Source organism: Collinsella aerofaciens ATCC 25986 (genome assembly GCF_964237925.1).
Taxonomy (GTDB): domain Bacteria; phylum Actinomycetota; class Coriobacteriia; order Coriobacteriales; family Coriobacteriaceae; genus Collinsella; species Collinsella aerofaciens_BJ.
Map to the genome: position 1 here is coordinate 1 of NZ_CAXSKI010000006.1, position 25,769 is coordinate 25,769.

The 25,769-nt window shown below is 59.6% G+C and carries 23 protein-coding genes; 18 read left to right on the forward strand and 5 right to left on the reverse strand.

Annotated features, from left to right (window positions below; translation table 11 throughout):
* Positions 1 to 293 precede the first annotated feature (293 nt).
* The 4 genes from ACESWY_RS03930 to ACESWY_RS03945 form a co-directional block, all read right to left on the reverse strand.
* Entirely contained in the window at positions 294 to 1,382 is a 1,089-nt protein-coding gene (locus ACESWY_RS03930; RefSeq protein ID WP_373093190.1) for a M24 family metallopeptidase, read from the reverse strand.
* Between the two features lie 540 nt (positions 1,383 to 1,922).
* Complete coding sequence (locus tag ACESWY_RS03935) at positions 1,923 to 2,333, reverse strand: DUF1667 domain-containing protein (protein ID WP_373093189.1); 411 nt, start codon at positions 2,331 to 2,333, stop codon at positions 1,923 to 1,925.
* Positions 2,334 to 2,336: 3 nt separating this feature from the next.
* The gene (locus ACESWY_RS03940) at positions 2,337 to 3,689 is read right to left on the reverse strand and encodes an NAD(P)/FAD-dependent oxidoreductase (protein WP_373093188.1); all 1,353 of its coding nucleotides are present in this window, start codon (positions 3,687 to 3,689) and stop codon (positions 2,337 to 2,339) included.
* A gap of 1 nt (position 3,690) precedes the next feature.
* Positions 3,691 to 5,163, reverse strand: a complete 1,473-nt coding sequence (locus tag ACESWY_RS03945) for an NAD(P)/FAD-dependent oxidoreductase (RefSeq protein ID WP_373093187.1) — start codon at positions 5,161 to 5,163, stop codon at positions 3,691 to 3,693.
* Between the two features lie 405 nt (positions 5,164 to 5,568).
* Here ACESWY_RS03945 and ACESWY_RS03950 point away from each other — a divergent pair, with 405 nt between their 5' ends.
* The 18 genes from ACESWY_RS03950 to ACESWY_RS04035 all read left to right on the forward strand — a co-directional run bounded on the left by ACESWY_RS03950 (position 5,569) and on the right by ACESWY_RS04035 (position 24,228).
* Entirely contained in the window at positions 5,569 to 6,000 is a 432-nt protein-coding gene (locus ACESWY_RS03950) for a double zinc ribbon domain-containing protein (protein WP_373093186.1), read from the forward strand.
* 243 nt (positions 6,001 to 6,243) lie between these two features.
* Positions 6,244 to 8,007, forward strand: a complete 1,764-nt coding sequence (gene thrS, locus ACESWY_RS03955) for a threonine--tRNA ligase (RefSeq protein ID WP_373093185.1) — start codon at positions 6,244 to 6,246, stop codon at positions 8,005 to 8,007.
* 324 nt (positions 8,008 to 8,331) lie between these two features.
* Positions 8,332 to 8,922, forward strand: a complete 591-nt coding sequence (locus tag ACESWY_RS03960; RefSeq protein WP_373093184.1) for a hypothetical protein — start codon at positions 8,332 to 8,334, stop codon at positions 8,920 to 8,922.
* Between the two features lie 83 nt (positions 8,923 to 9,005).
* Positions 9,006 to 9,806 carry a sugar transferase gene (locus ACESWY_RS03965; protein ID WP_373093183.1) on the forward strand — a complete coding sequence of 267 codons (801 nt, stop codon included), beginning with the start codon at positions 9,006 to 9,008 and terminating at the stop codon, positions 9,804 to 9,806.
* 2 nt (positions 9,807 to 9,808) lie between these two features.
* A complete protein-coding gene (locus tag ACESWY_RS03970) occupies positions 9,809 to 10,657 on the forward strand; it encodes a glycosyltransferase (protein ID WP_373093182.1) in 849 nt (282 codons plus the stop codon).
* Positions 10,654 to 11,793 carry a polysaccharide pyruvyl transferase family protein gene (locus ACESWY_RS03975; protein ID WP_055309547.1) on the forward strand — a complete coding sequence of 380 codons (1,140 nt, stop codon included), beginning with the start codon at positions 10,654 to 10,656 and terminating at the stop codon, positions 11,791 to 11,793. The genes ACESWY_RS03970 and ACESWY_RS03975 overlap by 4 nt, the downstream gene beginning before the upstream one ends.
* Before the next feature lie 3 nt (positions 11,794 to 11,796).
* Positions 11,797 to 12,825: a hypothetical protein gene (locus ACESWY_RS03980; protein WP_373093181.1), complete on the forward strand. Its 1,029-nt coding sequence runs from the start codon at positions 11,797 to 11,799 to the stop codon at positions 12,823 to 12,825.
* 55 nt (positions 12,826 to 12,880) lie between these two features.
* Positions 12,881 to 14,392 (forward strand): AAA family ATPase, encoded by a 1,512-nt coding sequence (locus ACESWY_RS03985; protein ID WP_148331221.1) that lies wholly within the window; start codon positions 12,881 to 12,883, stop codon positions 14,390 to 14,392.
* A 1-nt stretch (position 14,393) separates the two neighbouring features.
* Positions 14,394 to 16,169: a 2-succinyl-5-enolpyruvyl-6-hydroxy-3-cyclohexene-1-carboxylic-acid synthase gene (gene menD / locus ACESWY_RS03990; protein WP_055309544.1), complete on the forward strand. Its 1,776-nt coding sequence runs from the start codon at positions 14,394 to 14,396 to the stop codon at positions 16,167 to 16,169.
* A gap of 8 nt (positions 16,170 to 16,177) precedes the next feature.
* Positions 16,178 to 17,035 carry an SDR family NAD(P)-dependent oxidoreductase gene (locus tag ACESWY_RS03995; RefSeq protein ID WP_373093180.1) on the forward strand — a complete coding sequence of 286 codons (858 nt, stop codon included), beginning with the start codon at positions 16,178 to 16,180 and terminating at the stop codon, positions 17,033 to 17,035.
* 73 nt (positions 17,036 to 17,108) lie between these two features.
* The gene (locus tag ACESWY_RS04000) at positions 17,109 to 18,197 is read left to right on the forward strand and encodes a glycosyltransferase (RefSeq protein WP_199572055.1); all 1,089 of its coding nucleotides are present in this window, start codon (positions 17,109 to 17,111) and stop codon (positions 18,195 to 18,197) included.
* Entirely contained in the window at positions 18,194 to 18,853 is a 660-nt protein-coding gene (locus tag ACESWY_RS04005) for a DUF1919 domain-containing protein (RefSeq protein ID WP_055309541.1), read from the forward strand. The genes ACESWY_RS04000 and ACESWY_RS04005 overlap by 4 nt, the downstream gene beginning before the upstream one ends.
* Before the next feature lie 51 nt (positions 18,854 to 18,904).
* The gene (locus tag ACESWY_RS04010; protein ID WP_373093179.1) at positions 18,905 to 20,164 is read left to right on the forward strand and encodes an O-antigen ligase family protein; all 1,260 of its coding nucleotides are present in this window, start codon (positions 18,905 to 18,907) and stop codon (positions 20,162 to 20,164) included.
* A gap of 86 nt (positions 20,165 to 20,250) precedes the next feature.
* Positions 20,251 to 21,714: a lipopolysaccharide biosynthesis protein gene (locus ACESWY_RS04015; RefSeq protein ID WP_055309539.1), complete on the forward strand. Its 1,464-nt coding sequence runs from the start codon at positions 20,251 to 20,253 to the stop codon at positions 21,712 to 21,714.
* Positions 21,715 to 22,227: 513 nt separating this feature from the next.
* A complete protein-coding gene (rhuM, locus tag ACESWY_RS04020) occupies positions 22,228 to 22,359 on the forward strand; it encodes a RhuM family protein (RefSeq protein ID WP_369832118.1) in 132 nt (43 codons plus the stop codon).
* Positions 22,360 to 22,499: 140 nt separating this feature from the next.
* Positions 22,500 to 23,657: a hypothetical protein gene (locus ACESWY_RS04025; RefSeq protein ID WP_373093178.1), complete on the forward strand. Its 1,158-nt coding sequence runs from the start codon at positions 22,500 to 22,502 to the stop codon at positions 23,655 to 23,657.
* A 43-nt stretch (positions 23,658 to 23,700) separates the two neighbouring features.
* On the forward strand, positions 23,701 to 23,979 hold the full coding sequence (locus ACESWY_RS04030) for a type II toxin-antitoxin system RelB/DinJ family antitoxin (RefSeq protein WP_199572057.1): 279 nt from the start codon (positions 23,701 to 23,703) through the stop codon (positions 23,977 to 23,979).
* Positions 23,980 to 23,982: 3 nt separating this feature from the next.
* Positions 23,983 to 24,228, forward strand: coding sequence for a type II toxin-antitoxin system YafQ family toxin (locus ACESWY_RS04035; RefSeq protein WP_373093177.1), 246 nt, complete (start codon positions 23,983 to 23,985; stop codon positions 24,226 to 24,228).
* A gap of 435 nt (positions 24,229 to 24,663) precedes the next feature.
* On the opposite strand, the gene ACESWY_RS04040 is transcribed toward ACESWY_RS04035, so the two are convergent.
* Positions 24,664 to 25,764, reverse strand: coding sequence for an XRE family transcriptional regulator (locus ACESWY_RS04040; RefSeq protein WP_373093176.1), 1,101 nt, complete (start codon positions 25,762 to 25,764; stop codon positions 24,664 to 24,666).
* Positions 25,765 to 25,769 lie beyond the last annotated feature (5 nt).

Here is a 25,769-nt window from a genome sequence, read left to right on the forward strand (position 1 = left end):
CGACCTTCTCCCTGCTGTACATGCGAACCTCCAGTCCGGACCGCCCCGCGGTCCAACTTTCTGTCCGCACCCCCAATTGACTCGCTTGCCATGAAATGGGCCTATTTACTACGTTTGACCGGTAACCCTTGACCATAGCGAGAATCGCGAAATTAAAACCGCAGGTAGACGGCTTGCCAGTTTTGCGAAAACGCGGGTGTGGTCGACCCATGCGGGTTAAACGTAGTAGATAGCCCGTTTTTGTGGCGACATTCATGTGATGCGGCAAAGGGGCTGTTCCTTTGCCGCATTGCCTAGTCTAGGCGGACTGGATCGTGGGGGTAGGCGTTGAGAATCTCGACGCCGGACTCGGTCACCAAGGCCAAGTCCTCGATGCGGACGCCGGTGTGACCGGGGAGGTAGACGCCCGGCTCGATGGAGAAGGTCATGCCCGGCTCGACGACCTGCTCGTTGACGAGCGAGACGTCGCCCGGCTCGTGGTCCTGCAGACCAATCGAGTGGCCCAGGCGATGCGTAAAGTATTTGCCGTAGCCTGCGTCCTCAATCACGTCGCGCGCGGCACGGTCCAGGTCGCACATGCGCACGCCCGGTGCGATGAGCGCCTCGGCAGCCTCGTTGGCGCGGCGCACGATATTGTAGATACGCGCGGTCTCCTCGTCCGGCTCGCCCCAAAAGAACGTGCGCGTCATATCCGAGCAGTAGTTGCGATGGCGTCCACCAATGTCGAATAGCACCACGTCGCCGCGTTTAAGCTCGGTATCGTCGGGCTCGTGATGAGGGTCGCCGGCGTTTGCGCCAAAGCTTACGATGGGCGGAAAGCTAAATCCCTCGCAGTCATGCTTGCGATACAGGCCGAGCATCTGGTCGGCAATCTCGCGCTCCGTCACGCCTTCGTGGACGAGCTTGATGGCGTCGGCCATCACGGCGTCGTTAGCGGCCGAGGACGCGCGCATGAGCTCCTGCTCGGCGGCATCCTTGTAGGTGCGTGCGGCGGTGACGGCAAAGTCGCCCAGGAAAAACTCGCTGGCAGCGTGGCGCTCTATGAGCGGCATCAAAAAGCCGGAACGCATGACGGTGTCGATGCCGAGCGGTTTGGTCGGATTGACTTCGCGAACGATAGCGTCGGCCACGACGTCGGTGTCGGTGTGATAGGCGACGCGCGCATTGTCATACTCTGGCAGCTGGTGCAGGGCGTTGACTAAGATCACCGGCTCGGCATCGCGCGCGAGTAGCACACCGCAAAAACGCTCGAACATATCGGCATAAAAGCCGGTCAGGTAATAGATCGACCACGGGTCGTTTACGAGCAGCTGTGCGCCGGGGTGCTGAGCCTCGAGCGCATCGAGCACGCGCGCCACGCGCCGGTCATCGACATGTGCCATGAAACATCCTTTCGCTAGGGTGCCACCATGGTATCCCCAATGCCAGGGTAGTCAATTTGCGACGGGGCTATTTTAGCTGCGTAAAACTTGCGGAATGATTTTTCTGGGACGGGGATTAAATAATCATTGGGTGCCGAATGATTATTTAATCCCCGTCCCAGAAAAATCATTTGAGCGAACGTTCGGGCAAAAGTAGTCATAAGAGGCCCGTCCCAAATGGGCTGGTTTCAAAAGTATGGCGGATTACGGGGCTGGACCTGTATTACTTGACCATGGGTAAAATCGCGAAATTAAAACCGCAGGTAGACGGCTTATCAAAAATCGAAAAATGCCGGCATGGATGGGGATCTCCGAATTGGCCCCGTTATCCGGCATAGTTTTGAAATGGCACTAAAATAGTCAAAAGCTAATTACCGATTCCAAGGATAGTTGCGGTGGAATAGTTCCTGGATGCCGGGGTTTTGGCGGAAATCAGGAACTATTTCACCGCAATTGAGGAGGGGCGGGGTGGATGGCGGGGTAGCTAAAAGAGCCCCGTCCCTAATTAGCTACTTGGGCTCGGTCGATGTCCATGCTGGCGATTAGGTTGATGTTGGTGTCTAGGAGGTTCTTTAGCACGACATCTCCCATGCGGATGGGGGCGTTGACGACCAGGCCGCGGATGAGGGCCATGGCTTGGGCGTGGAGCGCCAGCGGGATGGCTTCGGCCGTGCGCACGGGGAGCAGTGCTTCGTCGCCGCCGGAGACGGCCACGGTCGTCGTGAGCACGCGCATGGGGCAGGTGAGCTCCTGATGCGCGAACTTATCGCCGCGCGGGCAGCTGTTGCCGGTTACGGAGCGCACTTCCACCACGGCGCCATTGGCATCGCGCTCTACCTCTACGGTCAAAAGGCACTCGGATGGGCAGGTGGTGCAGTTGAACTGCAGCGTTTCGATTGCGTTATCGCTCATAGTTTATGCCTCCTCGACGGGGTCGACGGATAGGATAATCTCGTTGACACCCAGGTCGAGTGCACGTTGAATCACCTTTGCCGGCAGTGGAAAGCTTTCCATGACGCTCGGCTTAAACGCGCGGACCTTGCCGGAGAACAGTTCCTCGCCATCGGCCAAGATCCTCACACAGGCGGCATCGACCGGCCGGCGCACACGGAAGTTGAGCTTAGTGAGTGCCAGAGCCGTAATGCGTCCCGGCAGCGCGTAGCCCGCGATGCCGGCAGGGGAGACCGTGAGCTCGCAGTCCGGAACGGCGTACGCGCCGGTCCCCAGCGCGTACGCCGCCGCAGCCGCACCGGCACGCTCAGACTCGGTCGTAACGTTATCGGCCAGGTCGTGCACGTGCAGCACGTTGCCGCAGGCAAAGATGCCCGGCACGCCTGTCTGGAGACTCTGATCCACCACGGCGCCGCGCGTGCGCGGGTCAAGCTCCACGCCCGCGGCAACCGAAAGCTCGTTCTCGGGAATCAAGCCCACCGAAAGCAGCAGCGTGTCGCACGGAACGATGCGCTCCGTCCCCGGAATGGGCGCCAGGCGCTCGTCGACTTGGCTCACCTCGACGGCTTCCACGCGGTCGTGCCCGATCACGCGCGTGACCGTGGTGGACAGGTGCAGCGGAATGCCAAAGTCGTCCAGGCAGTTCTTAACATTGCGGCGCAGGCCGTTGGCGTACGGCATGAGCTCGTACACGCCCTCGACCGAAATCCCCTCGAGCGTACAGCGGCGTGCCATGATCAGCCCGATATCGCCGGAACCCAAAATGACGGTGCGCGAGCCGGGTTTGAGGTTCTCGATATTGATGTATCGCTGCGCCAGGCCGGCCGTAAACACGCCGGCGGGACGGCTGCCGGGGATCTTGATCTCGCTGCGGCTTCGCTCACGGCAGCCCATGGCAAGGACGACCGCGCGCCCGGTGAGCTGCAGCATGCCGGCGGGGTTCATGAGCGTGACGGCATGGACTGCGGTGTCTTTCGTAGGCTCGCCTGAACCAATCCCAATCACCATGCTGTTCAGGAACAGCGCAATGTCGGTTGCGTGCACCTGGTCGATAAAGCGCTGCGCGTACTCGGGACCGGTGAGCTCCTGCTTAAAGTGCGACAGGCCAAAGCCGGGGTGGATGCACTGACGGAGGATGCCGCCCAGGTGCTGCTCGCGCTCCACGATGGCCACGCGCGCTCCGGCCTTATGAGCGGCAAGCGCGGCCGCCATGCCGGCGGGGCCGCCGCCGATAACGACCACGTCGAAGGCCTGCGTCGACACCGACGCTACAGTTCCGGCCTCCGCGCGTTCGTCGCGCATATCAAATGTCGCCATCCTAGCGCACCCCCTTCAGCGGTCCCTCGACCAGCCAAGATCCGGCATCCTCTAACAGCACCTCGCTGGGGTCGCAGCCCAGCTCTCGGGCAAGAATCGCCACCACGCGACTCTGGCAAAAGCCACTTTGGCACCGACCCATGCCGGCTCGGCAGCGGCGCTTGACGCCCTCGACCGAAATCGCGCCTGGGCGGCGTCGGATCGCGGCCACAATCTCGGCCTCGGGCACCGTCTCGCAGCGGCAGACGATCTGCCCCCACGCGGGATCGGACTCGATCAGCTCCTCCTTGCGCGCCAGCGGTGCACGGTCAAAGTCGTCCGGCGCGCGGCGAATTGAGTTCCAGTCCGCCCGCTCGTGCAGCTCCACGCCCGCCTCACGCATCACAAGCTCCATGCGCTCGGCAATGGCCGGCGCGCTCGCCACGCCCGGCGACTGAATGCCTGCCGCCTGGAACAGTCCCGGCACCACGGCCGACTGCCCAATAAAGAAGTCGTTCGTTCCCTGAATGACCGGACGCCCGCCGGCAAATGCGCGCACCACGCGGCGCGTATCCAGATCGGGCACCAGCTTGCGCGCGCCGGTCAGCAGCGCGTTAACGTCGCCGGCGTAGGTCTGCGTGTCGCCCGGATCGCGCACGGCGGCGGTCGCGGTGATCACCGTGTTGCCGTGGACGGTGCCTGTAACGATGACGCCCTTGGAAACCGGCGTGGGAACGGGGTAGAGCGGCATGAGCGCACGTGGCTCCTTGTCCAGCACCACGATGTTGCCCTGGCGCCAGACCATCTGGAACTCCTCGGCGCCCGCCATATGCGAGATGTTTGCGGCGCCGTTGCCCGCGGCATTAATCAAATAGCGGCAACGCACATCACCGGTCGGTGTCACCAGCGTAAAGCGAGCGGTCCCGTCACCGCTCCCGTCGCCAGCGCCGGGAGCTACCTCGATCGCCTCCACCGGCGCGGACCGCATAAAGGTCACCCCGTTGGCGACGGCGTTTTCCAGCGCGGCGATGGCAACCTCAAACGGGTCGACAAATCCAGTCGAGGGGCACCACAACGCACACGTTGCATCGGCACTGGCGCGCGGCTCCAATTCGTGGATGCGGTCGGGTCCGACGATCGACAGCTCGGGCACACCGTTGGCAAGGCCGTTGCACCGCAGCTGCTCCAGTTGTGCGCCGTCTTCGTCGTTAAACCCCAGCACCATCGACCCGGTGCGGCAGAACAGAAAGCCCAGCTCCTGGGCCCACGTGCCATATAGCTCGCAACCACGGGCGTTGACCTGCGCCTTTACCGTGCCCGGTGCCGGATCGTAACCGGCATGCACCAGACCGCCGTTGGCCTTCGAAGCCCCCAGCGCGATATCGTTTGCTGCCTCGACCACGCAAATGGATAGGTCATAGCGCGCGAGCTGCCGCGCGATGGCGCACCCGGTGATGCCCGCGCCCACAATCGCGATATCAAACGTTTCTGCCACGGTGCCTCCCAGACAAGTTGACAGGCTGTCAATAGGACTATCCTACGGTCTGAACACCTCCCAGTGCGGCGGCAATGCGGCGAACAGTCCCGCAACACCCGCCAACGGCAAGCGAGGGGAGACTCAGTAACGTCGACGTCTTTGTCTGCTGATCCCGGTGTCGGAGGTTTGTCTCGATCTGTAACAGTAAGAGGGGTTTGGAGCCCAAGATGTTACAGATCGAGATTGAAGCCGGGGAGGGACCCCTGTGTCTCGATCTGTAACATCTAGACCCGGATTTCGCCTCCACCTGTTACAGATTGAGATGTTTGTGTCCGCGTCAGACCCGTATCCAGCCGTAGTCCCATATAAACAAACCCCGTGGTAAACTTGACCGGACTGTAAATATTCCGAAAGGTACCCGTAATGTCCAAGTACATCTCCGAGCTCATGTCGCCGCAGCTCATGGGCGTCGTCTATGCCTTCGTTGGCTTTATCATCGCCCTGTATGTGCTGTCGGTCGTCTATGTGTTCATCGACGCCCGCCGCCGCGGCTCCAGCGCCTACGTGGCGTGGGGCATCATCGCCCTCATCCCGTTTGTGGGCCTCATTGCCTACCTGGTCCTGCGCCCGCACTCTTACGCGGCGGACCGCGAGGAGCAGGAGCTGGACATGGCCCTGCGCGAGCGCCAGCTTGCCCAGTACGGCACCTGCCCGCAGTGCGGCGCGCCCATCGAGAAGGACTTCGTCGTCTGCCCGGTGTGCGATACCCAGGTTCGCAACGTATGCCCCAGCTGCCATCGCCCGCTCGATGCGCACTGGAAGGTCTGCCCCTACTGCCGAACTCGCATCCAGTAACGCATCCATCGCCGGGCCGGCCGCAAACCACGGGCACGCCGCAAACCACGGGCACGCCGCAAGCCACGCGCGCCCTAGACCCCGCCCCACGCGATGAAGCATGCGTAGAAAATCGCCCGCCGTACCATTAAGGTGCGGCGGGCGCTTGTATACCAAGGCAACCTGCCTATAATGATGCAAGTCAAAAACGCCGAGCGCATCGCACACACTTGCATCAGGCATCCGAGAGGAGAAAACATACCCATGAAGGCACTCTACAATGACGGTTCGGTGGCCGAGCTCCCGCAGGACGAGGTCACGCACGTCATCCGCCACTCTGCCGCGCACATCATGGCGCAGGCCATCAAGCGTCTCTATCCCGAGGCCGACTTTGCCTACGGCCCCGCGACCGACAACGGCTTCTACTACGACGTCGACCTGCCCGAGGGCGTCAAGATCAGCGAGGACGACTTCCCCGCGATCGAGGCCGAGATGAAGAAGATCGTCAAGGAGAACCTCAAGTTCACCGTGTACGAGAAGCCCCGCGCCGAGGCCATCGCCCTTATGGAGGAGCGCGGCGAGAAGTACAAGGTCGAGCACATCGGCGACCTGGACGACGACGCCCGCATCACCTTCTACCAGCAGGGCGACTACATCGACATGTGCGTCGGCCCCCACATCTGCTACACCAAGGCTCTGAAGGCCTTTAAGCTCACCGGCGTCTCGGGCGCCTACTGGAAGGGCGACAAGGACAACAAGATGCTCACCCGCATCAACGGCGTCGCCTTTGCCACCAAGGAAGAGCTCGACGAGCACATGCACATGCTGGAGGAGGCCAAGAAGCGCGACCACCGCAAGATCGGCCGCGAGATGGACCTCTTTATGATGCGCGACGAGGCCCCCGGCTTCCCATTCTTCCTGCCCAACGGCATGATCCTTAAGAACACGCTGCTGGACTACTGGCGCGAGATCCACCACAAAGCCGGCTACGTGGAGATCTCCACGCCGCTCATCATGAACAAGCAGCTGTGGAAGACCTCGGGCCACTGGGACCACTACAAGGACAACATGTACTCCACCGTCATCGACGATGAAGAGTACTGCATTAAGCCCATGAACTGCCCGGGCGGCGTGTTGGTGTACGCCTCCAAGCCGCACTCCTATCGCGAGCTGCCCATCCGCGCTGGCGAGATTGGCCTGGTGCACCGCCACGAGCTGCGCGGCGCCCTGCACGGCCTGTTCCGCGTGCGCTGCTTTAACCAGGACGACGCCCATCTGTTTGTGCGTCCCGACCAGCTGACCGACGAGATTGTGGGTGTGGTCAACCTCATCGACTCCGTGTACCAGAAGTTTGGCTTTAAGTACCACGTTGAGCTTTCCACCCGCCCCGAGGACTCCATGGGTTCGGACGAGGACTGGGCTCGCGCCGAGGAGGGCCTGCGCACCGCTCTGGAGCAGCTGGGCATGGACTACGAGGTCAACGAGGGCGACGGCGCCTTCTACGGCCCCAAGATCGACTTCCACCTGGAGGACTCGCTCGGCCGTACCTGGCAGTGCGGTACCGTCCAGCTCGACTTCCAGATGCCGCTCAACTTTGACCTGGAGTACGTGGACGCCGACGGCACCAAGAAGCGCCCCATCATGCTGCATCGCGTGTGCTTTGGCTCCATCGAGCGCTTCATCGGCATTCTGATTGAGCACTTTGCGGGCAAGTTCCCCACCTGGCTGGCTCCCGTGCAGGTCAAGGCGCTTCCGGTTTCCGAGAAGAGCCGCGATTACGCCCACGAGGTGTGCGCTAAGCTGGAGGATGCCGGCATTCGCGTGGTCTGCGACGACCGCGACGAGAAGATCGGCTACAAGATCCGCGAGGCCCGCTCCATTGACCGTGTGCCCTACATGCTCATCCTGGGCGAAAAGGAGGTCGAGGCCGGCAACATCTCCGTCCGCGATCGTTCCAACGAGACCGTTCAGATGAGCGTTGACGAGTTTGTGGCCAAGGTGCTCGAGGAGATCAAGACTCGCGCCTAGCACAAACAATACAAGAATTAATAAAGGCGATCGTCCTCGCGGGCGGTCGCCTTTTTTGTTGTCTATAGAAGAAAAGCCGCTGGTTAGAGCGGCTTTTTTGTTGTGCAAAAAGGTACAGGTTTTTGTAGAGGCGTATGGAGATGCACCCATTCGCGGCGCATTTTGTGCAATCTGGGGAAACGCGAGCAGTTTGCTCGTATAATGAGCTTCGTCGAAAGATACAAAAACCTGTACTTTTGCGACTGCGCCTAGCTGCGAGCGAGAAGCCTGTTCTTAACGCCCCTGCATCCGCGTGCGTCGCGGAGCAAGAAAAGGGGGCGAGAGATGGAACAGACAATGCGGCGCCAAGAGCAGCTGCCCGGCGCCTTTAGTGGCGCTACTACCAACAGCCAGCATGGCCGCGTCCGCTGGTATTTGGTCCATACCCCCAACGGTAAAGAGCGCGAGACCTGCGAAAAGGTCCGCCGCATTATCCCGCACGATCTGATGCAGGACGCTTTTGTGATGCAAAAGGAGTTCTGGTTTAAGCGGGACGGCGCCTGGTCGCTCCAGACCAAACCCATGTACAAGGAATATTTCTTCGTCGCCACGCGCGATGCCGCCATGCTCGACAAGGCTTTGGCTCAACTGAGCTTTGGCTGCCGCATTGCCGGCAGCAGGGAGCGGGCCTATGCGCCCATGCCGGACGATGCGCAGGAGTGGTACCGCAGCGTGCTCGATGACGACGGCGTGGTGCGCAACAGCGTTGCGCGCATAGAAGACGGTGTGCTGTACATAGAGCAGGGCCCACTTGTGGGGCAAGAGGCCCACGTAAAAAAGATCGACCGTCATAAGCGCTGGTGCCTGGTGGACGTGGGCGAAGGCGACTCCGCTTTTAGGGAGCTGCTTCCGTTAGACGTTCCAAGCAAAACGTAAGGGAGACGTTGCGCCGGCAATTCGTTCGCATTTTGAATTTATCGATTGGGGGATCCCTGGGGGACAGGGACGTAAGTGTGACTGTGGCTGCTAAAGAAATAACAGAGAGCAATGCGCCCGAAGGCGCGGCGCTCATTGCTCGGACCATGGACCGGCGCGAGGACGCGGCGGGTGCTGGGGTCGGCGCTGAGGTAGACACGGGGACGGTGAGCCTCCCGGGCTCGCGCGAGTTCGCCGCAGAGTCCCGTGCGCTCGACACGAGGTCGTTCGGTTATCGCTTCGTGAAGCGCACCTTCGACATAGGCCTCAGTTTCTGCGTCTGTGCCGTGGGGCTCATCCCCGGTGCGGTGCTCTGCGCATTCATCGCGGCGGACACTAAGGGCGCTCCCCTCTACGCGCACGAGCGTGCGGGGCGCTTCGGCCGCCCCATCCATGTGCTCAAGTTCCGCTCCATGGTCGCCGATGCCGACGACGTGGAGAAGTACCTCACGCCGGCACAGATTGAGGAGTGGCACCGCGAGCGCAAGGTCACAAACGATCCCCGAATCACCAAGCTAGGCCGCGTCCTGCGCAAGACGTCCCTGGACGAGCTGCCCCAGTTCTTCAACGTGCTTGTGGGGCAGCTATCCGTAATCGGGCCCCGGGCCATCACCTACGAGGAGCTCGGGAATTTCACACACGAGCAGCAAGTGCAGGTTCTTGCCGTCCCCCAGGGCATCACCGGTGCCTGGCAGTCGGGCCCGCGCAACCTCGCGACCTTCGAGAACGGCCTGCGCCAGGAGTGCGAGCTCGCCTACGCGCGCGGCGCGAACCTCAAGGCCGACTGGCGGGTCTTCTTCAAGACCTTCTCTGTGATGTTCGGCAAGAACAAGACGGGGAGGTAGGTATGGATTCCCAGACTTTCCCTCCCTACAGCGTGCTCATGAGTCTCTATGCCAAGGAGCGCGCAGAGTACCTGAGCGAGGCGCTGGACTCGATGCTCGACCAGACGGTGCCCCCGGCGGAGGTCGTCGTCGTGAAGGACGGCCCGCTGACTGACGAGCTCGAGGACGTCCTCTCCGAGTACGACGCGGTCAACCACGGCCTGTTCAGTTTCGTTTCCTACCCCGAGAACAGAGGCCTCGGCTACGCGCTTGCCCGGGGCATTGAGGCGTGCTCAAATGAGGTCATAGCCCGCATGGACACCGATGACCACGCCCTTTCGGGGCGCATGGAGCGCCAGCTTGCTCTCATGTCCGAGCAGGGACTCGACATGGTGGGCAGCAATGTGACGGAGTTTATCGAGGCCTGGGACAAGCCCGTGGCAACGACGGACCTGCCCATAACCCACGACGAGATCGTCGCCTATTCCAAGCGCCGCAACCCCTTCCGGCACCCGTCCATGACCTTCCGGCGCTCGAAGGTGCTCGCCGCTGGGAGTTACAACGCCGACTTCCCCTACTTCGAAGACTGGGATCTCTTCAACCGGATGCTTGCCTCGGGCTGCCGTGCGGCCAACGTGCACGAGGCCCTTGCGGCAATGCGCGTGAGCCCAGACTTCTACGCTCGCAGAGGAGGTCGAGGCTATCTGTCGCACGCGCGGCGCTTCAAGCGGGCGCAGCTGGCATGTGGGTATTTCAGCGCTGCCGACTACTTCATCTCGTTTGTTCCCCAGGCAGTTGTCTGCCTCATGCCCAACGCCCTTCGCGGGCTCGTATACACAAGGATTCTCCGGAAAGGGGGAGATGCGGAGTGACCGCGACTGCAGCAATTATCACTCTCCACAACTCGCCGAACTATGGCTCTTGCCTGCAGACCTATGCGACGCAGCGCGTCTTCGAGTCGCTGGGAGTCGCACCCACAGTGGTCGACTACTACCGACACGATGCGATCCCGGAGAACGAGACCGAGCGCGCACTTAACGGACAGCTTGCCAAGAAGCTTCCCATCTTGGGGTTGCCGGGTGTCAAGTCGCTCGCTCGCGTTCCCGTTTCACGCATGGTCGCGCGCCGTCGCGCCCCGCTCGACGCGTTCAGGCGCGAGATGCTGAACCTCACGCCGCGCAAGTACTACTCGGCGGAGGAGCTCGAGGCCGATCCTCCCAGGGCCGACGTCTACGTTACGGGCAGCGACCAAGTGTGGAACAGCACGTGGAACTGTGGGTTCGAGCGAGCATTTTACCTCTCCTATGCTCCAGAGGGCGCCGAGAAGATCGCCTATGCCGCCAGCATCGGCAAGTCGACGCTCGACGATTGGGAGAAGCCCCTCATGCGCGAGGCGCTGCTGCGCTACGACGCCATCTCGGTCCGCGAGCCCGAGGCGGCGGAGCTTCTCGACTCCATCGGAGTGCCCGGTGCCGTCCCCGTCGTGGATCCCACGCTCATGCTCGGCCGTCCCGAGTGGGGGGCCCTCTCTGACGGCTGGGTGCCCGATTTCCCATACCTGCTCGTGTACCAGCTTAACCGCAACCCCGAGTTCGACGCGTACGTGCAGGACGTCGCTGCTGCGGCGGGGCTCAGGGTTCTGCGCCCCGCCTATGGGGTCCACGAGCGTCGTCGGGGTGAGGAGGCCGTCGTGTGCCCGAGCGTCGGGCGCTTTCTCTCGCTCTTCCTTAATGCCTCGATTGTGGTCACCGACTCCTTCCACGGCACGGCGTTCTCCGTCAACCTGGAGAAGCCCTTTGTGGCGATTGCCCCGGAGCGCTTCTCAGGGCGCATCGGAAACCTCCTTGCCATGACCGGGCTGGAGGGCCGGCTTCTTTCGGACTATCGCGACGTTGCCCTCGCGGCTGGGGATATAGACTTCGCGCAAGCTCGTATCGCCCTGGCGCGTGAGCGCGAACGGGCGCTATGCTTCTTGCGCGGTGCGCTTCCGACCGAGTTCGTGGAGTGAGGCATGGCGCTGAGCAACGACGATCTCAACTTCATAATCTACTACCTCAACTATCCCAAGGCGATAGAACTCTGCATGACCATGGATAACGTGGTCCGCAAGAGCAGTAGTGTCGAGACGACCGCCGATGCTTCCGACACTCTAAAAACCGAGTTGAAGGGGGACGCTTCTACAAACCTTGCCGCCCTGAAGGCGACCGTGGGGGCGAGTCTCGGGACGACCTTGAGCGACAGCGAGTCTTTTAAGGTGGCGGACACCTACGAGGTGAAGCACACTAAGTCGACGTACCTCAAGCTCATCCTCGAGCGGGCTAAAATGCTGCCCTCGTGCGCAAATATCCAGAACTGCGCCCCCGGCGACCTCGTCCGCGTGGATGGCGTCAGGCTCTGGCCCTGCAACTGGGAGGAGATTACCCAGATGCAGGTTCTGAGGCACGACGCGCTGAAGGGCATGAGGGTCGAGGGCGTAGACGTCAACAACATCGTCTCCTCAATGCTGGAGGACTACGCATATGTCCTCACGGCAATGGAGAAGCTCCCCGGAACAGACGATCCCGTATGGCTCGCAATCAAGATACCCTCGGAGAACGATAACGAGTTCGAGAGCAAGTACAGGATGCGCGATCTGCTCCTCGGCGAGGTCAGTCTCATCGGTGTCTATAAGGGTCTCGTCGACGTGGATGTGCTGGCTAACACGACGTTCGGAGACCTGCAACGAAAGGGGTTGAGCCAGGGCGCTGAAGGGGAAGGCCGTGTCATCAAGAGTGCATTGCCCGCTCCGGAGTCGAAGCAGCCAGCCAAAGAGGCCTCGCAGGGATTCCTCGGCCCAGTCCACTACATCGATCTCATAGCGATTGTTCAAGACGTCAAGGTGGCGGATTCCGTCGGCGAGGATTTGGCTGCGGATGAGCTGGCCGGCAGAGGCACGTCGGTGGCCGGAGGTTCCCCCGATGACGCGGGTGTCGTTCTTTCCGACTCCGGGGAAGCGAAGCCTTGCTTCTTCGCCCGACTGAAGGCGATGCTCTGTGGATAGCCTTACGCTACATACTTATCGCTCGGGCAAGGAATGTCGCGAGGAGACCCTCCGTTTGGAGTCGAAGGGCTACTCATATGTCCCGTTTGACGTCACGGGAGGCACAAAGGCTGCTTTCTTTGAGGGGGGACGCCTCTATTCCGACCTGTCTTACGTCGTGGCACTTCTACCGGCAAACCAGCACCTTATGCTCAACGTCGAGGAGACTCTCTCCTGTGCAGACGGTGAGGCTTTCCTGCTCATCCGTGACTCGCTCGCACAGTCGGCGATTGACACCTTTCCGCTGCTCTTCGAGGCGGCGTTGCCCTTGGTGGCCGAGGAGAGGGGGTGTCGTTTCGCGCCCAGGCGCTGTCCGCTCTACACGTTCTCTAACAGAGCTGAGTATGACCGCCTCGCGCGGCTCGCATCCGATGGCTCCGGTTATCAGGTCTTTACGCTCCAAGGACTTTCCCAGAGGACCTCGGAGTTCTCTGCGGCGCTCGAGAACTCCGAGATAGAGGTGTTCATCGACCTCACCTCCGAGGCGGCTCTCGCCGACGCGAGGCTTCTATCCATAGAGCCTCTCGCTTCGGCGCCAAACGTCCCTCATTTCCTCGTGAGCGAGGCCCGCTCCGCAAAGGTGTTTGAGAACTTCCCGTCGCTTTTCGACGAGATCCGCGACGTGGCGGATTTGCTTCCCGAATGTCCCAAAGAGATGACGACGGGAATGGAAGGACCTCGTTCCGTTTGCGACCTCAATGACGGAGAGTTCGTTAGGACTATGGCCGAGTTCGATGAGAGGCTCACGGGACACGCCAACTTTAAGTGCTACCTTCATGAGCGCCTCACTAATTTTAGACTAGCGCATGCGCTGGGGGATCAGCGGATTTTCTCGATGTTCCTTTTCGGAGGCAGCGGCATCGGTAAGACCGAGACCGCACGCGTACTTAGCGAGTTGGTCTCGGATGGAGAGCGTTATCTTGCGAAGATTAACTTCGAGGCGTACAGCTCGCAGGATTCTCTCAACAGCCTCATCGGGAGCCCCTCCGGCTATGTGGGCTGCGAGGGCGGAGAGCTCAACGACAAGGTCGAGAAGGCCAAGGCGAAGGTGCTCCTCTGCGATGAGTTCGAGAAAACCAAACAAGACGTGAGGGCTTTCTTCTTGGAGCTGCTTGAGGATGGGGCCTACACCGATCGAATGGGCGTGGAGCACGACATGGACGGCTATGTTGTCGTGTTCACATCGAACGTGAAAGACGAGAAGGAGCTGCAAGAGAGGATCGCGCCCGAACTACTAACGCGCTTTGACCTTATCTGCGAATTCGTGCCTCCGACCGTGGAGGAGAAGCGCGAGCACGTTGTCCGCCTCGCGCGGGAGAAAACTGCCCAGTATGCCGAGAGGCTGGGCGTAGATGTCGAGCCCATCGGCGAGAGCGTAACCATAGCAGATTTCCAACTGGAGAAATGGTCCCTTAGGGAGATAGACCGTGAGGTCGTGCGCCAGGTAGTCTCCCTTCTCCCGGTAGAAGACCCGTCCGAATCGTCACCCTACGATAAAACAGCACCCGACACAGATTGGAGTGAGTGACGTGTACACCGAACTCAAGTCATACCAAATAATCATCGCCCTGCTCAAGGAGTACGGCATCCGGAAGTGCGTGCTCTCGGCAGGGTCGCGCAACCTCCCCTTCGTCCATTCCGTTGAGGAGGACCCCTGGTTCGAGTGCTACTCGGTCGTTGACGAGCGCAGCGCGGGCTATTTCGCCCTCGGCCTCGCTCAGCAGGCGGGCGAGCCGGTCGTCATCTCCTGCACCTCGTCCACCGCGACCTGCAACTACTGGCCTCCGGTGGCAGAGGCCTTCTACCAGAACGTCCCGCTCGTCGTGCTCACGAGCGACCGCGACCCGGCGAAGCTTGGCCAGCTCGAGGATCAGATGATCGACCAGGTTGGTATGTACGACCGACACGTCCGCAAGTCGGTGAATCTGCCTATCGTCCGCGACGACGGTGACTTCCGCCACTGCTGGCGGCTCGTCAACGAGGCCCTGCTCGAGCTCGACCACCACGGGGGCGGCCCGGTCCAGGTCAACGTTCCATCGCGCTGGTACAGCACATCCTTTACAACCTCCGAGCTCCCTAAGGTCAGGAGGATCGCTCGCGTCGAGCACGAGTCCCCCGATGCGGAATGGCTTGCCCGCGCAGCGAGGCTCCGGTCTTGCTCGCGCGTCCTCGTGGCCTGCGGACAGGGTCAGCCCACAGACGGTCTCAAGGAGGCCCTGGGGGAGTTCTTCAGGCGGTTCAACAGCGCCATAGCGGTCGAGTACATGTCCAACGCGCTAGTCGAGGGTGCCGTAAACACATCCGTCTGCTTCGACAGCCGTTATGTCACGCCGAAGAAGTTCGCTGAGTTCGCCCCCGAGATCGTCATCAGCTATGGCGGGAACATCATGCAGGGGCTCAAGGAGATGCTGCGCGGCTCGAAGTCAGGCGTCGAGCATTGGCTCATCGACGAGGGTGGCGTCGTCTGCGACGCTTTCGGATGTATAACCACGGTATTCGAGTGCTCGCCGGAGTTCTTCTTCCGCCGCATGAGCGATTTGGCGGGCGAGAAGGCGTCAAACGATCTGGCCTACCACGACGCCATTGCGGCGTACGCGGCCTCCGTCGTGCACCCCGACTTCGGGTGGGGCAACATCTATGCGATAAAAAACGTCGTCGAGCGAGTCCCATCGGGTTCCGTGCTTCACCTCAGCATCAACGACTCCATCCGCATAACGAACTTCTTCGAGCTGCAGCCCGACATCCGCGTCTTTGCAAACATCGGCACGCACGGCATTGACGGCTGCATGTCGTCGCTCATGGGGCAGTCCCAGGCGACCGAGGGCCTCGCCTTCCTCGTCACCGGCGACCTCGCGTTCTTCTACGACATGAACTCCCTGCGCATCAGGCATGTCGGCCCGAACGTGCGCATCCTGCTCTGCAACAACCACGGTGGCGAGGAGTTCTACTACAACGGCATCTGGCAGAACGCGTCGAGCGACCTGCACACCGCTGCCAGGCACAACGCCGTCGCCGGCCCCTGGGCCGGGTCGTGCGGGTTCAAATACCTCAGAGCGGACGACAAGGCATCGTTCGAGGCTGCCCTTCCGGAGTTCATGGCGGAAGAGTCTGACAGGCCCGTGCTCCTCGAGTGCTTCTCCGAGATGAGCGAGGACTCTAAGGACATCTACGACTTCTACGACCTCTCTCGACCGCACGATGCTGTCTCCGACGCTACCCGCGCGGCCAAGGACATCGTGAAAAAAACAATTGGCAAAGAGACGGCAGTGAAGATCGCCGGCAAGTTCGGCGTCAAGCTGGGATAGGGGGCAACGTGGGACTCAAGGCAAAGGCCAAGCGCGCCGGGCGCTTCGTCCTCTCCAACCTCGGGCGCCCCGTGCGCGTTGAGCAGACGCTGCGAGGTGGGAGCGAGCTCCTCGCGGGGAGGTGCGTGCTCGTCACGGGCGGCACGTCGGGCATAGGGCTCGCGACCGCCGAAGCGTGCCTGCGCGCCGGGGCAGACGTCGTGGTTACCTCGCGTAGCCTCTCTCGCGCCGAGGAGGCCTGCGCCCGACTTGGCTCGCATGCCCGCCCGGCATTGCTCGACCTCGCGGATGCCGAGGGGATGGCCATGCAGGTTGACGCGGCCTACGCGGCTGCGCCCAGGCCCGTCGACGCCCTCGTGAACAACGCTGGCGTGCTCAAGGGCGCGCCCTTTGGCAGGACATCCGTTGAGGACTTCGACGAGGTGGTCGGCGCAAACCTCCGTGGCACCTACTTCCTCACGCAAGAGGTCGCCCGGCGCATGGTTGCGGGCGGAGTCCGAGGCAACATCTGCTTCGTCACCTCCTCCTCCGCCTACCGCCCTGCCACGAACGCCTACTCGTGCACAAAGTGGGCGCTGCGCGGTCTCGTGGAGGGCTCGGCCAAGATGCTCAGCCCCAACGGCATCGTGGTGAACGCCATCGCCCCTGGCCCCACTGCCACTGGGATGCTCATCGAGGGCGATGCGGGCAACGTCATGAAGCCGAACAGCCCCATCGGGCGCTACGTCACCCCTGAGGAGATCGCGAGTATGGTCGTGACGCTGCTCTCCGACGCCTCGCGCTCGACCGTGGGCGACACGGTGCGCATGTGCGGCGGCAGCGGCGTGGTGACCTTTGACGATGCTGACGCGACATTCGAACTTTAAGGAAGTAGATTTGAAACAAGGAAAGCAAATACGGGTGCTCCAGGTGCTGCCGTCCCTAAATAGGTCGGCAGGGGTGTCGCGTTTCGTCTACAACATGACGGTCGCAAGCGACGAGTCGCGCGTCCACTACGACATCCTCCACCACGCTCAGGACGATGGCGTGCCGCACCACGAGAAGCGCTTCGACGAGGAGCTCGAGGCACTCGGGCATCGCATCTACCGCGTGGACTATGCCGGCCATGATTTCAGACGGTTCATCCGCGAGGTCCATGCTGTCATATCAGAGTACGGTGCGAGCTACGACGTCGTGCACTGCCATATGCCCAACTCGGCGTTCTGCGTCTTGCGCGAGGCAAAACGTGTGGGGATTGAGCATCGCGTGCTGCACAGCCATCTCAACAGCAGTTCCGACAATGCACTACATCGTCTGCGTAATGTGCCCCTCAACGCTGTCGGGAAGCGCTATGCCACCGATAACATGGCCTGCTCGGAGGAGGCGGGCCGTTTTCTCTTCGGCAGAGCCCCGTTCACGCTCATGAGGAACGGCATCCCGCTCGCGGACTACGCCTACGACTCGAGTGCGGCGGCCGAGCTGCGCGGCGAGCTTGGCATCGTTGCGGGCGAGCCAGTCGTGGGGTGCGTCGGGCGCATGGTGCCGCAGAAGAACTACGCGTTCGCCGTCGAGGCGTTCGCGGCGCTGCTGCACGAGGTTCCCGAGGCGCACCTCGTGGTCCTCGGGGGAGAGATAAACGGCGCGACCACTGTGCGCGACTCGCTGGTCGAGCGGGCGAGCGAGCTGGACTTCGCCGACCGGGTGCACTTGCCTGGTATCCGCGAGGATGCGCAGCGGTTCTACTCGCTCTTCGACGTGTTCTTCATGCCGTCGCTCTACGAGGGCCTTCCCGTTTCGGCCGTGGAGGCACAGGCGGCGGGGCTGCCGTGCGTGTACTCGACCGGCGTGCCGGCCGAGACCGACATCGCCGGGACCGGTTCGTTCACGGCTCTCGACGCGCCGCTGGCCGACTGGGCGAGGGCACTCAAGGCGGCGATCGAGGGCGGCAGGCACCCGGAGGCCCCTATCAGACTTGAGGCTGCGGGGTACTCTGCCGAGGCAAACGCCGCGCGGCTTATGGAGTACTACGAAAGGCTGTTGAGCCGATGAGCTACGTAAGCAGGATCTCAAGAAAAATCGGTGATAAGACGAATCCATTGCTCGCCAAGGGCAGAAGGGAGAAGCTCGTCCGCACTGACTTCAGCATCTTCTCGAACAACTGCTGGGCCGGGTCGGTGTATCGGCGTTACGGGCTTCCCTATAGCAGTCCAACCGCCGGCCTCTACTTCTTCGCGAGCGACTACGTGAAGTTCGCCTCAAGGCTCAGATACTACACTTCCGTGCCGCTTGAGTTCATCGACGCCCGGGAATCACAATATGCCGACCAGCTGCGCGAGAAGGGCGAGCTCGGCAAGCCCGTCGCCCGACTCGATGACATTGAGGTCGTGTTCCTGCACTATCCCTCCCCGGAGGAAGCCGCAGAGAAGTGGGCCCGCCGCTGCAAACGAATCAACTGGGATAACGTCTTCATCAAATTCAGCCAGATGAACTGCTGCACAGAAGGGGACCTCAGGGCCTTCGATGCCATTCCCTTCAGAAACAAGCTCTGCTTCACCGCTTCGCTAAGGCCCGAGCTCGCGTGTGCCGTGCACTTTCCCGGCTATAACGAGCGGGGAGGGGTCCTCAATGATACGGACTATTACTCTCGGTACATTGACTTGGAGGAATGGCTTAATGGCGAACCCGAAAGGTATCTTATTGGCTAGCTTTAACTTGTTAATCTTGGTATTTAAATCGCGAGGAAACGGCGGTGACTTATGAGCGCCGTAGTTTCTGCTGCGCATTTGCTTAATCCAACGGGCTCTGTTTCAAAGCGAGGATATTTGCCTGCAGTGTGGGCGGTTGCCCTGCTTCCCTATTTCATTTTGGTTTGTGGGGACAATTCCTTTACATTCCAATCTGCTTATTTCTGTTTGGGTCTAATGGTGTTCGCTGCCTTTTTCTCGAAAGAGAGGGCTGCGTATTCTCGTCATGCGATCGGTCTTATTGTTTCGTACCTTATAATCATGGGCATAGGCAACTTAGTGACACTTGCAATTGCATCTGAGATGATTACCAGCAGATCGTTAATCCGTGCCTTAATGTTCCTCGCCATTATCTGGTTCTTTGCTCACGCAATCTCCCGGAGGTGGAGTCCTCGAGAGATAACCTTCCTGCTGAAATCAGTGGCACTTTCCACGTTTGCGTCTGCATTCCTTGAACTAAAGACATGGGTTGAAAACGGTTTTTATGCAGGACGTGTGTATCCAGTGAGTCTTACGGGGCACATGATCGATGCAAACTTTTTTGCGCTTTTGTTGGTCGTTCAGATTAGCTGTGCCTTTTTACTGGTAGTTTATAGTAGCAATGTGCGGGTGAAGATTCTGTACTTCATTCTCATATCTTTCGGCCTGGCATCAGTTATGTTAACTGGATCAAGAAGCGGGCTTCTTTGTATTGTCTTGGTTATTGCTTTCGGCTACATTGCGTTTGTCTGTAGTGAGAGAACCGGCAAGCTTTCTACTACGGTATTAGTTTTTGTGCTCGTTGCCGTTGCCCTGTTTCTAATTAATCGCTTTATGGGCGATTGGATGTTTAATCGTTTTTTTAAGAACAGCTACAATGATGGGTCAAACCAATTTCGCGTTGAACTGTGGGTGAAAGCTGTACAACGTTGGATGAGTAGGCCGCTATTTGGCTTTGGTGTGGGTAATTATAATTATTTCAGTGCGGAGGACTGGGGCGTCGTGGAGACGTCAACTACAACTCATGGCACGATTACTGATTTTTTAGTTGATTTCGGTTTGATTGGCCTGTTGTTGTTCTTTTCAGTGCTTATCCGCATTTTCAGAGGTTTGCTTCAAGGGAAGGGCTATACACCCTTGGCCCTATGTCCGGGTATCGTTGTATGTTGGCTCATCGTTGGTGCCGAACGAACAGTGGCGCTGTGGCTATTCCTCATTATTTTTTACGTATTGGCAGATTATCTTTCATGCAATCAAGAACATAGCATGAAAGGTTTGCTCTCGGAACGTTGAGACATCAGCCTTCGCCTGCCCGAGCGAAGTGGTTTTGTCTAGCTTAAACACTTTCGGTTTAATCAACTAATTATAGGGGTGCATATATGGCAAACGAAGAGCCTAGTGCAATTATCAAAGACGCCCGGAGCAACGCGGGCAAATACCGATCTCTCGCCTCGAATACGCTCATATTTACTATTGGAAATGCCCTTGTGAAGCTGATTCAGCTGCTGTTGCTGCCGCTTTACACTTCTTATATGGCTACGTCCGATTATGGCGTTGCCGAGCTTGTGAACAATCTCTCAGATTTCTTGTATCCGCTGTTTTGCCTGGCAATCTATGAGTCTGTCTTTCGTTTTCTCATGGAGAAGGACGCTCCGAAGGAAGAGCTGCTCGGGGGAGGGCTTCTCGTTCTTCTGGTGACAATTCCTGTGGGCGCATTGGTGTCGGGAGTTGCCTTTACGTTCTTCTCGTACGATCAGGCATGGGGTTGCTATATCCTCGTTCTTGCAGTTTCCGTGAGAATGCTGCTTGCTCAGTTTGCCCGCGGGTCAGGTGAGGTCACTCGCTTCGCCGCGTCTGGCGTTCTCAACGCCCTTTTCTTACTTCTTTTTGACGTTGTTTTCCTTGTCTTGTTTGATGGTGGCGTAAGCGGGTATGTTCTCGCACTTGTGCTCGGTAACTGTTGCTCGGCCTGTTACTTGTTTGTGTCTTGCAAAATATGGCGTTGTCTTGGCAAATTGCCCAATAGGCGTCTCCTGATGCGAATGCTTGCGTATAGCCTGCCGATGCTGCCGAATCAACTTGCTTGGTGGTTTTTAAATATCTTTGGCCGTTACGTCATCCTTGCATTTCAGGGTTCGGTTGCTGCCGGCGTCTACACTGCGGCAAGTAAATTTCCCTCTCTGGTTAACTTCATGTCGTCCATTTTTCGTCAGGCTTGGCAGATATCGGCGGCGAAGGAGATGGACGGCGAGAATGATGGCTCCTATTTTTCCAAGGTGTTCGGCCTATTTTTATCCTTTGTCGTGTGTGGGAGCTCGCTAGTCATTGCCCTTACCGAGCCGCTTGCGCGTTTGCTCCTCAAGGGTGACTTTTATGAGGGTTGGCATATAGTTCCCATTCTTATGCTTGCAGCGCTTATCGGTTGCATCTCGGTATTCTTCGAAGCGTTCTATACGGCTGCGGAGCGCACTGGCGCTCTATTTGTTTCATCTGTTGCAGGCGCGGCGGTGAATGTTGTCCTTGCGTTTTGCCTCGGTGGCAGTTTTGGGATTTGGGGAGTGCCTTTGGCTACTTTGGCGGGACAGGTCGCTAATGCAGTGGTCCGCATGGTGGATAGCCGAAGATTCATGAGACTAGATTATGAGGTTGCCTTGCAGGCAGCTTTGGTAGCAGCCGTGATCGTACAGGTGGTGTTGGTATCCATTCTCCCAGCATCGGCCGGGTTAGTCGCCGGCTTGCTGTTGTTTGCTATTGAGGTTTGCTTGACATGGCGCAGATATGGTGCGGTAACTCGTAGAGTTCTTATGACGCTTCTGGAGACAATTACGGCCAAGTTGAAATAAAGGCTGATTTGGGAGATTCGTGCTATCGGATTGATGGCCCCTGAGTTCTCCTTTAAAGTGATTGCTGTGATGAGGCCTTGCGACGGTACGTCCGGCTTGGTCCGTGGGAACCGCCGAAAGGCGGTTTTCGCGTTTAAGGGGCCCATACGGATAAGCTATTTAAATCTATTACCGATCAGATTACTATTCTTGAAAGCCGTGGGCTCGAATGCGATAACGATACTCGTTTAGTTCTGGAGTGCGAGGGGTACTACCCGGTTGTTAACGCAAAGCCGAGATGTATTACTGTTGCCATTTACTACGCTCATTGGCTCTAATTGCCCGACATGCCCGAGTGCGACCGCGTCGAAAATATTGGTGTAAGGGTGACGCCCCAGCGCCCGTTCAACGAAGAGCGGCCCTCGTCCTAGAATCTGGAATAACCACAAACGCGGTTCTGAGAATCGACAAAGACCGCTTGCGTTTAATGGTTGGCCGTCGGCGCGTTTACGCCAACATTTCCGGCGTGATCACATTCCAACTAGTGCATTTTTTGCACTAGTTCAAAACGGGGGCACAAGGACGGTCGGGCGTCGGGTCGAGCACTACGACCTCGACATTATCATTTCGGTTGGCTACCGCGTGAAGTCTCGGCAGGGCGTGTAAGTTGACCATTCCTTTCACCGACTGGCAAAACGACTTACGCCTAATTGTGGACATTGCCTACGCGATTTTCCTTTGCTCCCGCATTGATCTCGCTAAACTGATAACTGCTGCTACCAGGGCATTTTCTGGTGCACGTTCTATTGGCTCCTGCGAAGATCGGAGCGGGTATGTTTGCTGCCGAGTTCCACACCAGCCGTCATCACATCGCGATCGTCGCCATGGCCTGCCTATGCGTTCTGCTGGGCGGGCCTTCCTATGCCGCGGGCGCGGAGAGCCTGTTCATCGCGGGCGCGACGTACTACGGGCCCGGCGTGTCGGGCCCCGGTTGGGCCTGGACCGATGCCGGCCATCTGGAGCTTGACGGCTACGCGGGCGACGCCATCGGCGCCGACGGCGACCTGGTCGTGACGCTTGTGGGGCGCAACTCGGTGACGGAGTCTCATACGCCCGACGCGGACATCACGCAGTGCGGCATGGAGGTGTGGGGCAACCTGACGCTTCGCGGCACCGGGTCCCTGGCGGCTTCGGGCTCGCAGTGCGCGATCCACGTCTCGCGGGCGCTCGCGGTGGACGGCTGCGCCGTCGATGCCCGGGCGAACGGGGCAACCGTCACGGACGAGGCCGTGGCAGGCGTGATCGCCGCACGTATGGCCGTGCGCGGCGGCGGGCGCGTCGTCGCCGCCGGTGCCGCGCCCGCCGCCGGCGTACAGGCTTTCGGTGTGTACCTGCAGGACGCGGGCGCCGGCGACGGCTCGGCCGGGCGCAGGCTTTCCGTCGATGTCTCGCGGCTCGATGCGACCGGTGCCGATGGCGGCGTTGCATGCACGGGCGGGTCACTCGTGTCCGCACGGTTCGTGGCGCCTGCGGGCGGGGCCTTCGGTGCCGGCGGCGTGGTGGATGCCTCCGGGGCCATGGCGCCGCATGTGGTGGTCGAGCCCCAGGGCGCCACGGCGCCGGCGGGGGAGACCGACGGGCGCGAGGTGCCCGGTGGCGCCGGCGAGCCGGCCGGCGGTGCCGGCCCCGCCGTTGAGCGGCCCGGTGCCGGTTCCGCGACGGATCCCGTCCTAAAGCCCGCGTCTACGACGCCCAAGACGACCGCGACGACCAAAACGACAGCGATCAAGACCGCGGCGTCCACGCCATCCAATGCCAAGAACGCTGACGCTGCCACCGCCACGCTCCCCAAGACTGCCGACAGCAGCTGGATCGCCGCCTCCCTGGCGCTATTCCTGCTGGGAGCTGCGCTTCTAGGTGTCACACGCCGCTACTCTTGTATTTACGCACGCCGGGAGTCATAAAATATGGTTAACTCTGAAATACCAAGTAAACCAAGGAGGAACAATGGCCACACGGACGATGGAGCCGGTGTCCACGAAGCTGCGCCCCGATGAGAAGCGGGCATTCCTCGAAACGTGCGATAGCATCGGTACTTCCCCGAGCAACGCCCTGCGCATGTTCGTCTCCGCGTTCAACAGGCGCGGCGGCTTTCCCTTCGACCCCTCCAACTCCTACGGGTTCAATGCCGAGACCCTTGCCGCTATGGATGACGCTGCGGCGGGCCGCGTGAGCGGGCCGTACGACACGGTATCCGACATGATCGCCGCCCTCGATGAGAACTAGCCCATGCTGAAGCTCGAGTTCACTGCCAAATTCAAGAAGGACTACAAGCGGGCGAAGAAGCAGGGCCGTAACATGCGGGTGCTTGAGAATGTGCTCGAGACGCTCCAACCAGAAGAGGAGCTTCCCGCGCAACTTCACGACCATGAGCTCGTCAGCAACTACAAGGGGCATAGGGAATGCCACCTCGCCCCCGGCTGGCTTCTGATATGCCGCGTCGAGGGCGACAGGCTGACGCTGATGGCAACGTGACTGGGAAGCCATACGGAACTGCTCGATTGAGGGCGTCTTCAGTCCAATCCGTCCTTTGCAATGCGGCGGTTTCCCAATCTGCATAAATACCGCGAGCAGTAGCGGGCAGGCACTTACCTCCCGCCACTTGTTCGATAGTACTGTCCTGGGTCGTGCCGGTTTAATCCGACCCATTCGAGAAGCCCCTTTTCGGCAAGGCGCTTCATTCTTCGGAGCCGTTTCTCTGGGCTTCGGCGGACTTGCCAACTCGCGCTTGGGCACTACCCAGTAAATTACTCAGTAGTGCCTAGTAGATTATCCAGTAGTGCCGTAGCGGCTGTCTGCTTGTAGGGGGCGTTCGGCCCCGAGAACTCGGCTCGGATGTGCCGCAGCCCCTCCTCTGCATCCAGCCTGTATTCGACCGTGCGGAAGCGCGTCAACGCGATCGCTCTTGGATTACTGAACCACTGTTAGATCGGCCTTTCGTCTAAATGTTTTGCTTGTGGGCGTTTTCCCACCTAGTACAACTTGCGCACTTGTTCCGGTAAGCAGCTGATAGCACAGCTCAAGGGGCAATGCAGTTTCATTGGTTGCTGTACTAAGTTTTTGCGGCATCTTCGAGAGCAGGGTGATGACCTGCTTATTTACCTCAGACTGTTCTGGAATTATCGCGTTGGGCTCATCCGTTCTCCATCCTGCCGCGCTTAATTGCCTGAAAAGATTGTGATACTGCCAATCCGTGAGCAAGCCAATATCGTGTGATCTAAAGATAAATGCTGCTACAGATACCCTCCATCGCTTTTTAAGGTCCACTGCGTCCCGTAGGCTAAAGCCTCGGGGCGTATATTTCAGCATGGTCGATTTGGGCATTAGGAATGCCGAGGCGAACCTGTTCGCCTCGGCCTCGATTTCTTTTGTAGCCGAAGTTCCCATGTCGAGATTTCGATGCATCACTAGATGTCCGAGTTCGTGAGCCGCATCCATCCTGCGTCGCTCACCACTCTTTGAAGTCGTGAGAAACACATATGGACATTCGGTTCTTGGCTCCCAGTATGAAAAGGCGTCAACTTCGTTTCCGATTTCTCCGGCAAAGAAAATACGGATACCGTGGCTCTCGAGGAGGGCTAGCAGATTTGGGATAGCGCCTTCTCCCATTTTCCATTCTTTACGAAGCATTTCTGCCGCGAGAACGGGGTCTACGCCTTCTATGGTGGGGACGTCTGTTTTTGGTAGGTTGAACTTGGTGTTGCACCAGTCGGATAGTTCCGTTGCAAGCGTTGCCTCGGCGGTTGCAATGTCTTTTTGACTTCTTTTGAGTTTAGTTCTTGCTCTAAATGAAATAGCCTTTTCTGACATGGGCTCCGTTGTATGTAAATTAAAAAATGCTTCGGGAAAACGCAGTGCTTGCATCAAGCGCTGCTCGATTTCAGAACTCGGATTAGTAGCGTCGTTTTCGTAGTCGGCGATAGACTTGGGCGTGACTTTTACAAGCTCAGCTAGCTCTTTTTTCGAAAAGCCTCTCAATTTTCGCGCAAGAGTTAGGCGTGTGCCTTCCATTTACT

What these genes read in the sequence shown, in the direction of transcription:
- ACESWY_RS03980 (WP_373093181.1), top strand. Translation starts at nt 11,797, where the DNA reads ATGGCGCTGAGCAACGACGATCTCAACTTCATAATCTACTACCTCAAC.
- ACESWY_RS04015 (WP_055309539.1), top strand. Translation starts at nt 20,251, where the DNA reads ATGGCAAACGAAGAGCCTAGTGCAATTATCAAAGACGCCCGGAGCAAC.
- ACESWY_RS03960 (WP_373093184.1), top strand. Translation starts at nt 8,332, where the DNA reads ATGGAACAGACAATGCGGCGCCAAGAGCAGCTGCCCGGCGCCTTTAGT.
- ACESWY_RS04005 (WP_055309541.1), top strand. Translation starts at nt 18,194, where the DNA reads ATGAGCTACGTAAGCAGGATCTCAAGAAAAATCGGTGATAAGACGAAT.
- ACESWY_RS03970 (WP_373093182.1), top strand. Translation starts at nt 9,809, where the DNA reads ATGGATTCCCAGACTTTCCCTCCCTACAGCGTGCTCATGAGTCTCTAT.
- ACESWY_RS04040 (WP_373093176.1), bottom strand. Translation starts at nt 25,764, where the DNA reads ATGGAAGGCACACGCCTAACTCTTGCGCGAAAATTGAGAGGCTTTTCG.
- ACESWY_RS04030 (WP_199572057.1), top strand. Translation starts at nt 23,701, where the DNA reads ATGGCCACACGGACGATGGAGCCGGTGTCCACGAAGCTGCGCCCCGAT.
- ACESWY_RS03930 (WP_373093190.1), bottom strand. Translation starts at nt 1,382, where the DNA reads ATGGCACATGTCGATGACCGGCGCGTGGCGCGCGTGCTCGATGCGCTC.
- ACESWY_RS04010 (WP_373093179.1), top strand. Translation starts at nt 18,905, where the DNA reads ATGAGCGCCGTAGTTTCTGCTGCGCATTTGCTTAATCCAACGGGCTCT.
- ACESWY_RS03940 (WP_373093188.1), bottom strand. Translation starts at nt 3,689, where the DNA reads ATGGCGACATTTGATATGCGCGACGAACGCGCGGAGGCCGGAACTGTA.
- thrS (WP_373093185.1), top strand. Translation starts at nt 6,244, where the DNA reads ATGAAGGCACTCTACAATGACGGTTCGGTGGCCGAGCTCCCGCAGGAC.
- ACESWY_RS03950 (WP_373093186.1), top strand. Translation starts at nt 5,569, where the DNA reads ATGTCCAAGTACATCTCCGAGCTCATGTCGCCGCAGCTCATGGGCGTC.
- ACESWY_RS03935 (WP_373093189.1), bottom strand. Translation starts at nt 2,333, where the DNA reads ATGAGCGATAACGCAATCGAAACGCTGCAGTTCAACTGCACCACCTGC.
- ACESWY_RS04035 (WP_373093177.1), top strand. Translation starts at nt 23,983, where the DNA reads ATGCTGAAGCTCGAGTTCACTGCCAAATTCAAGAAGGACTACAAGCGG.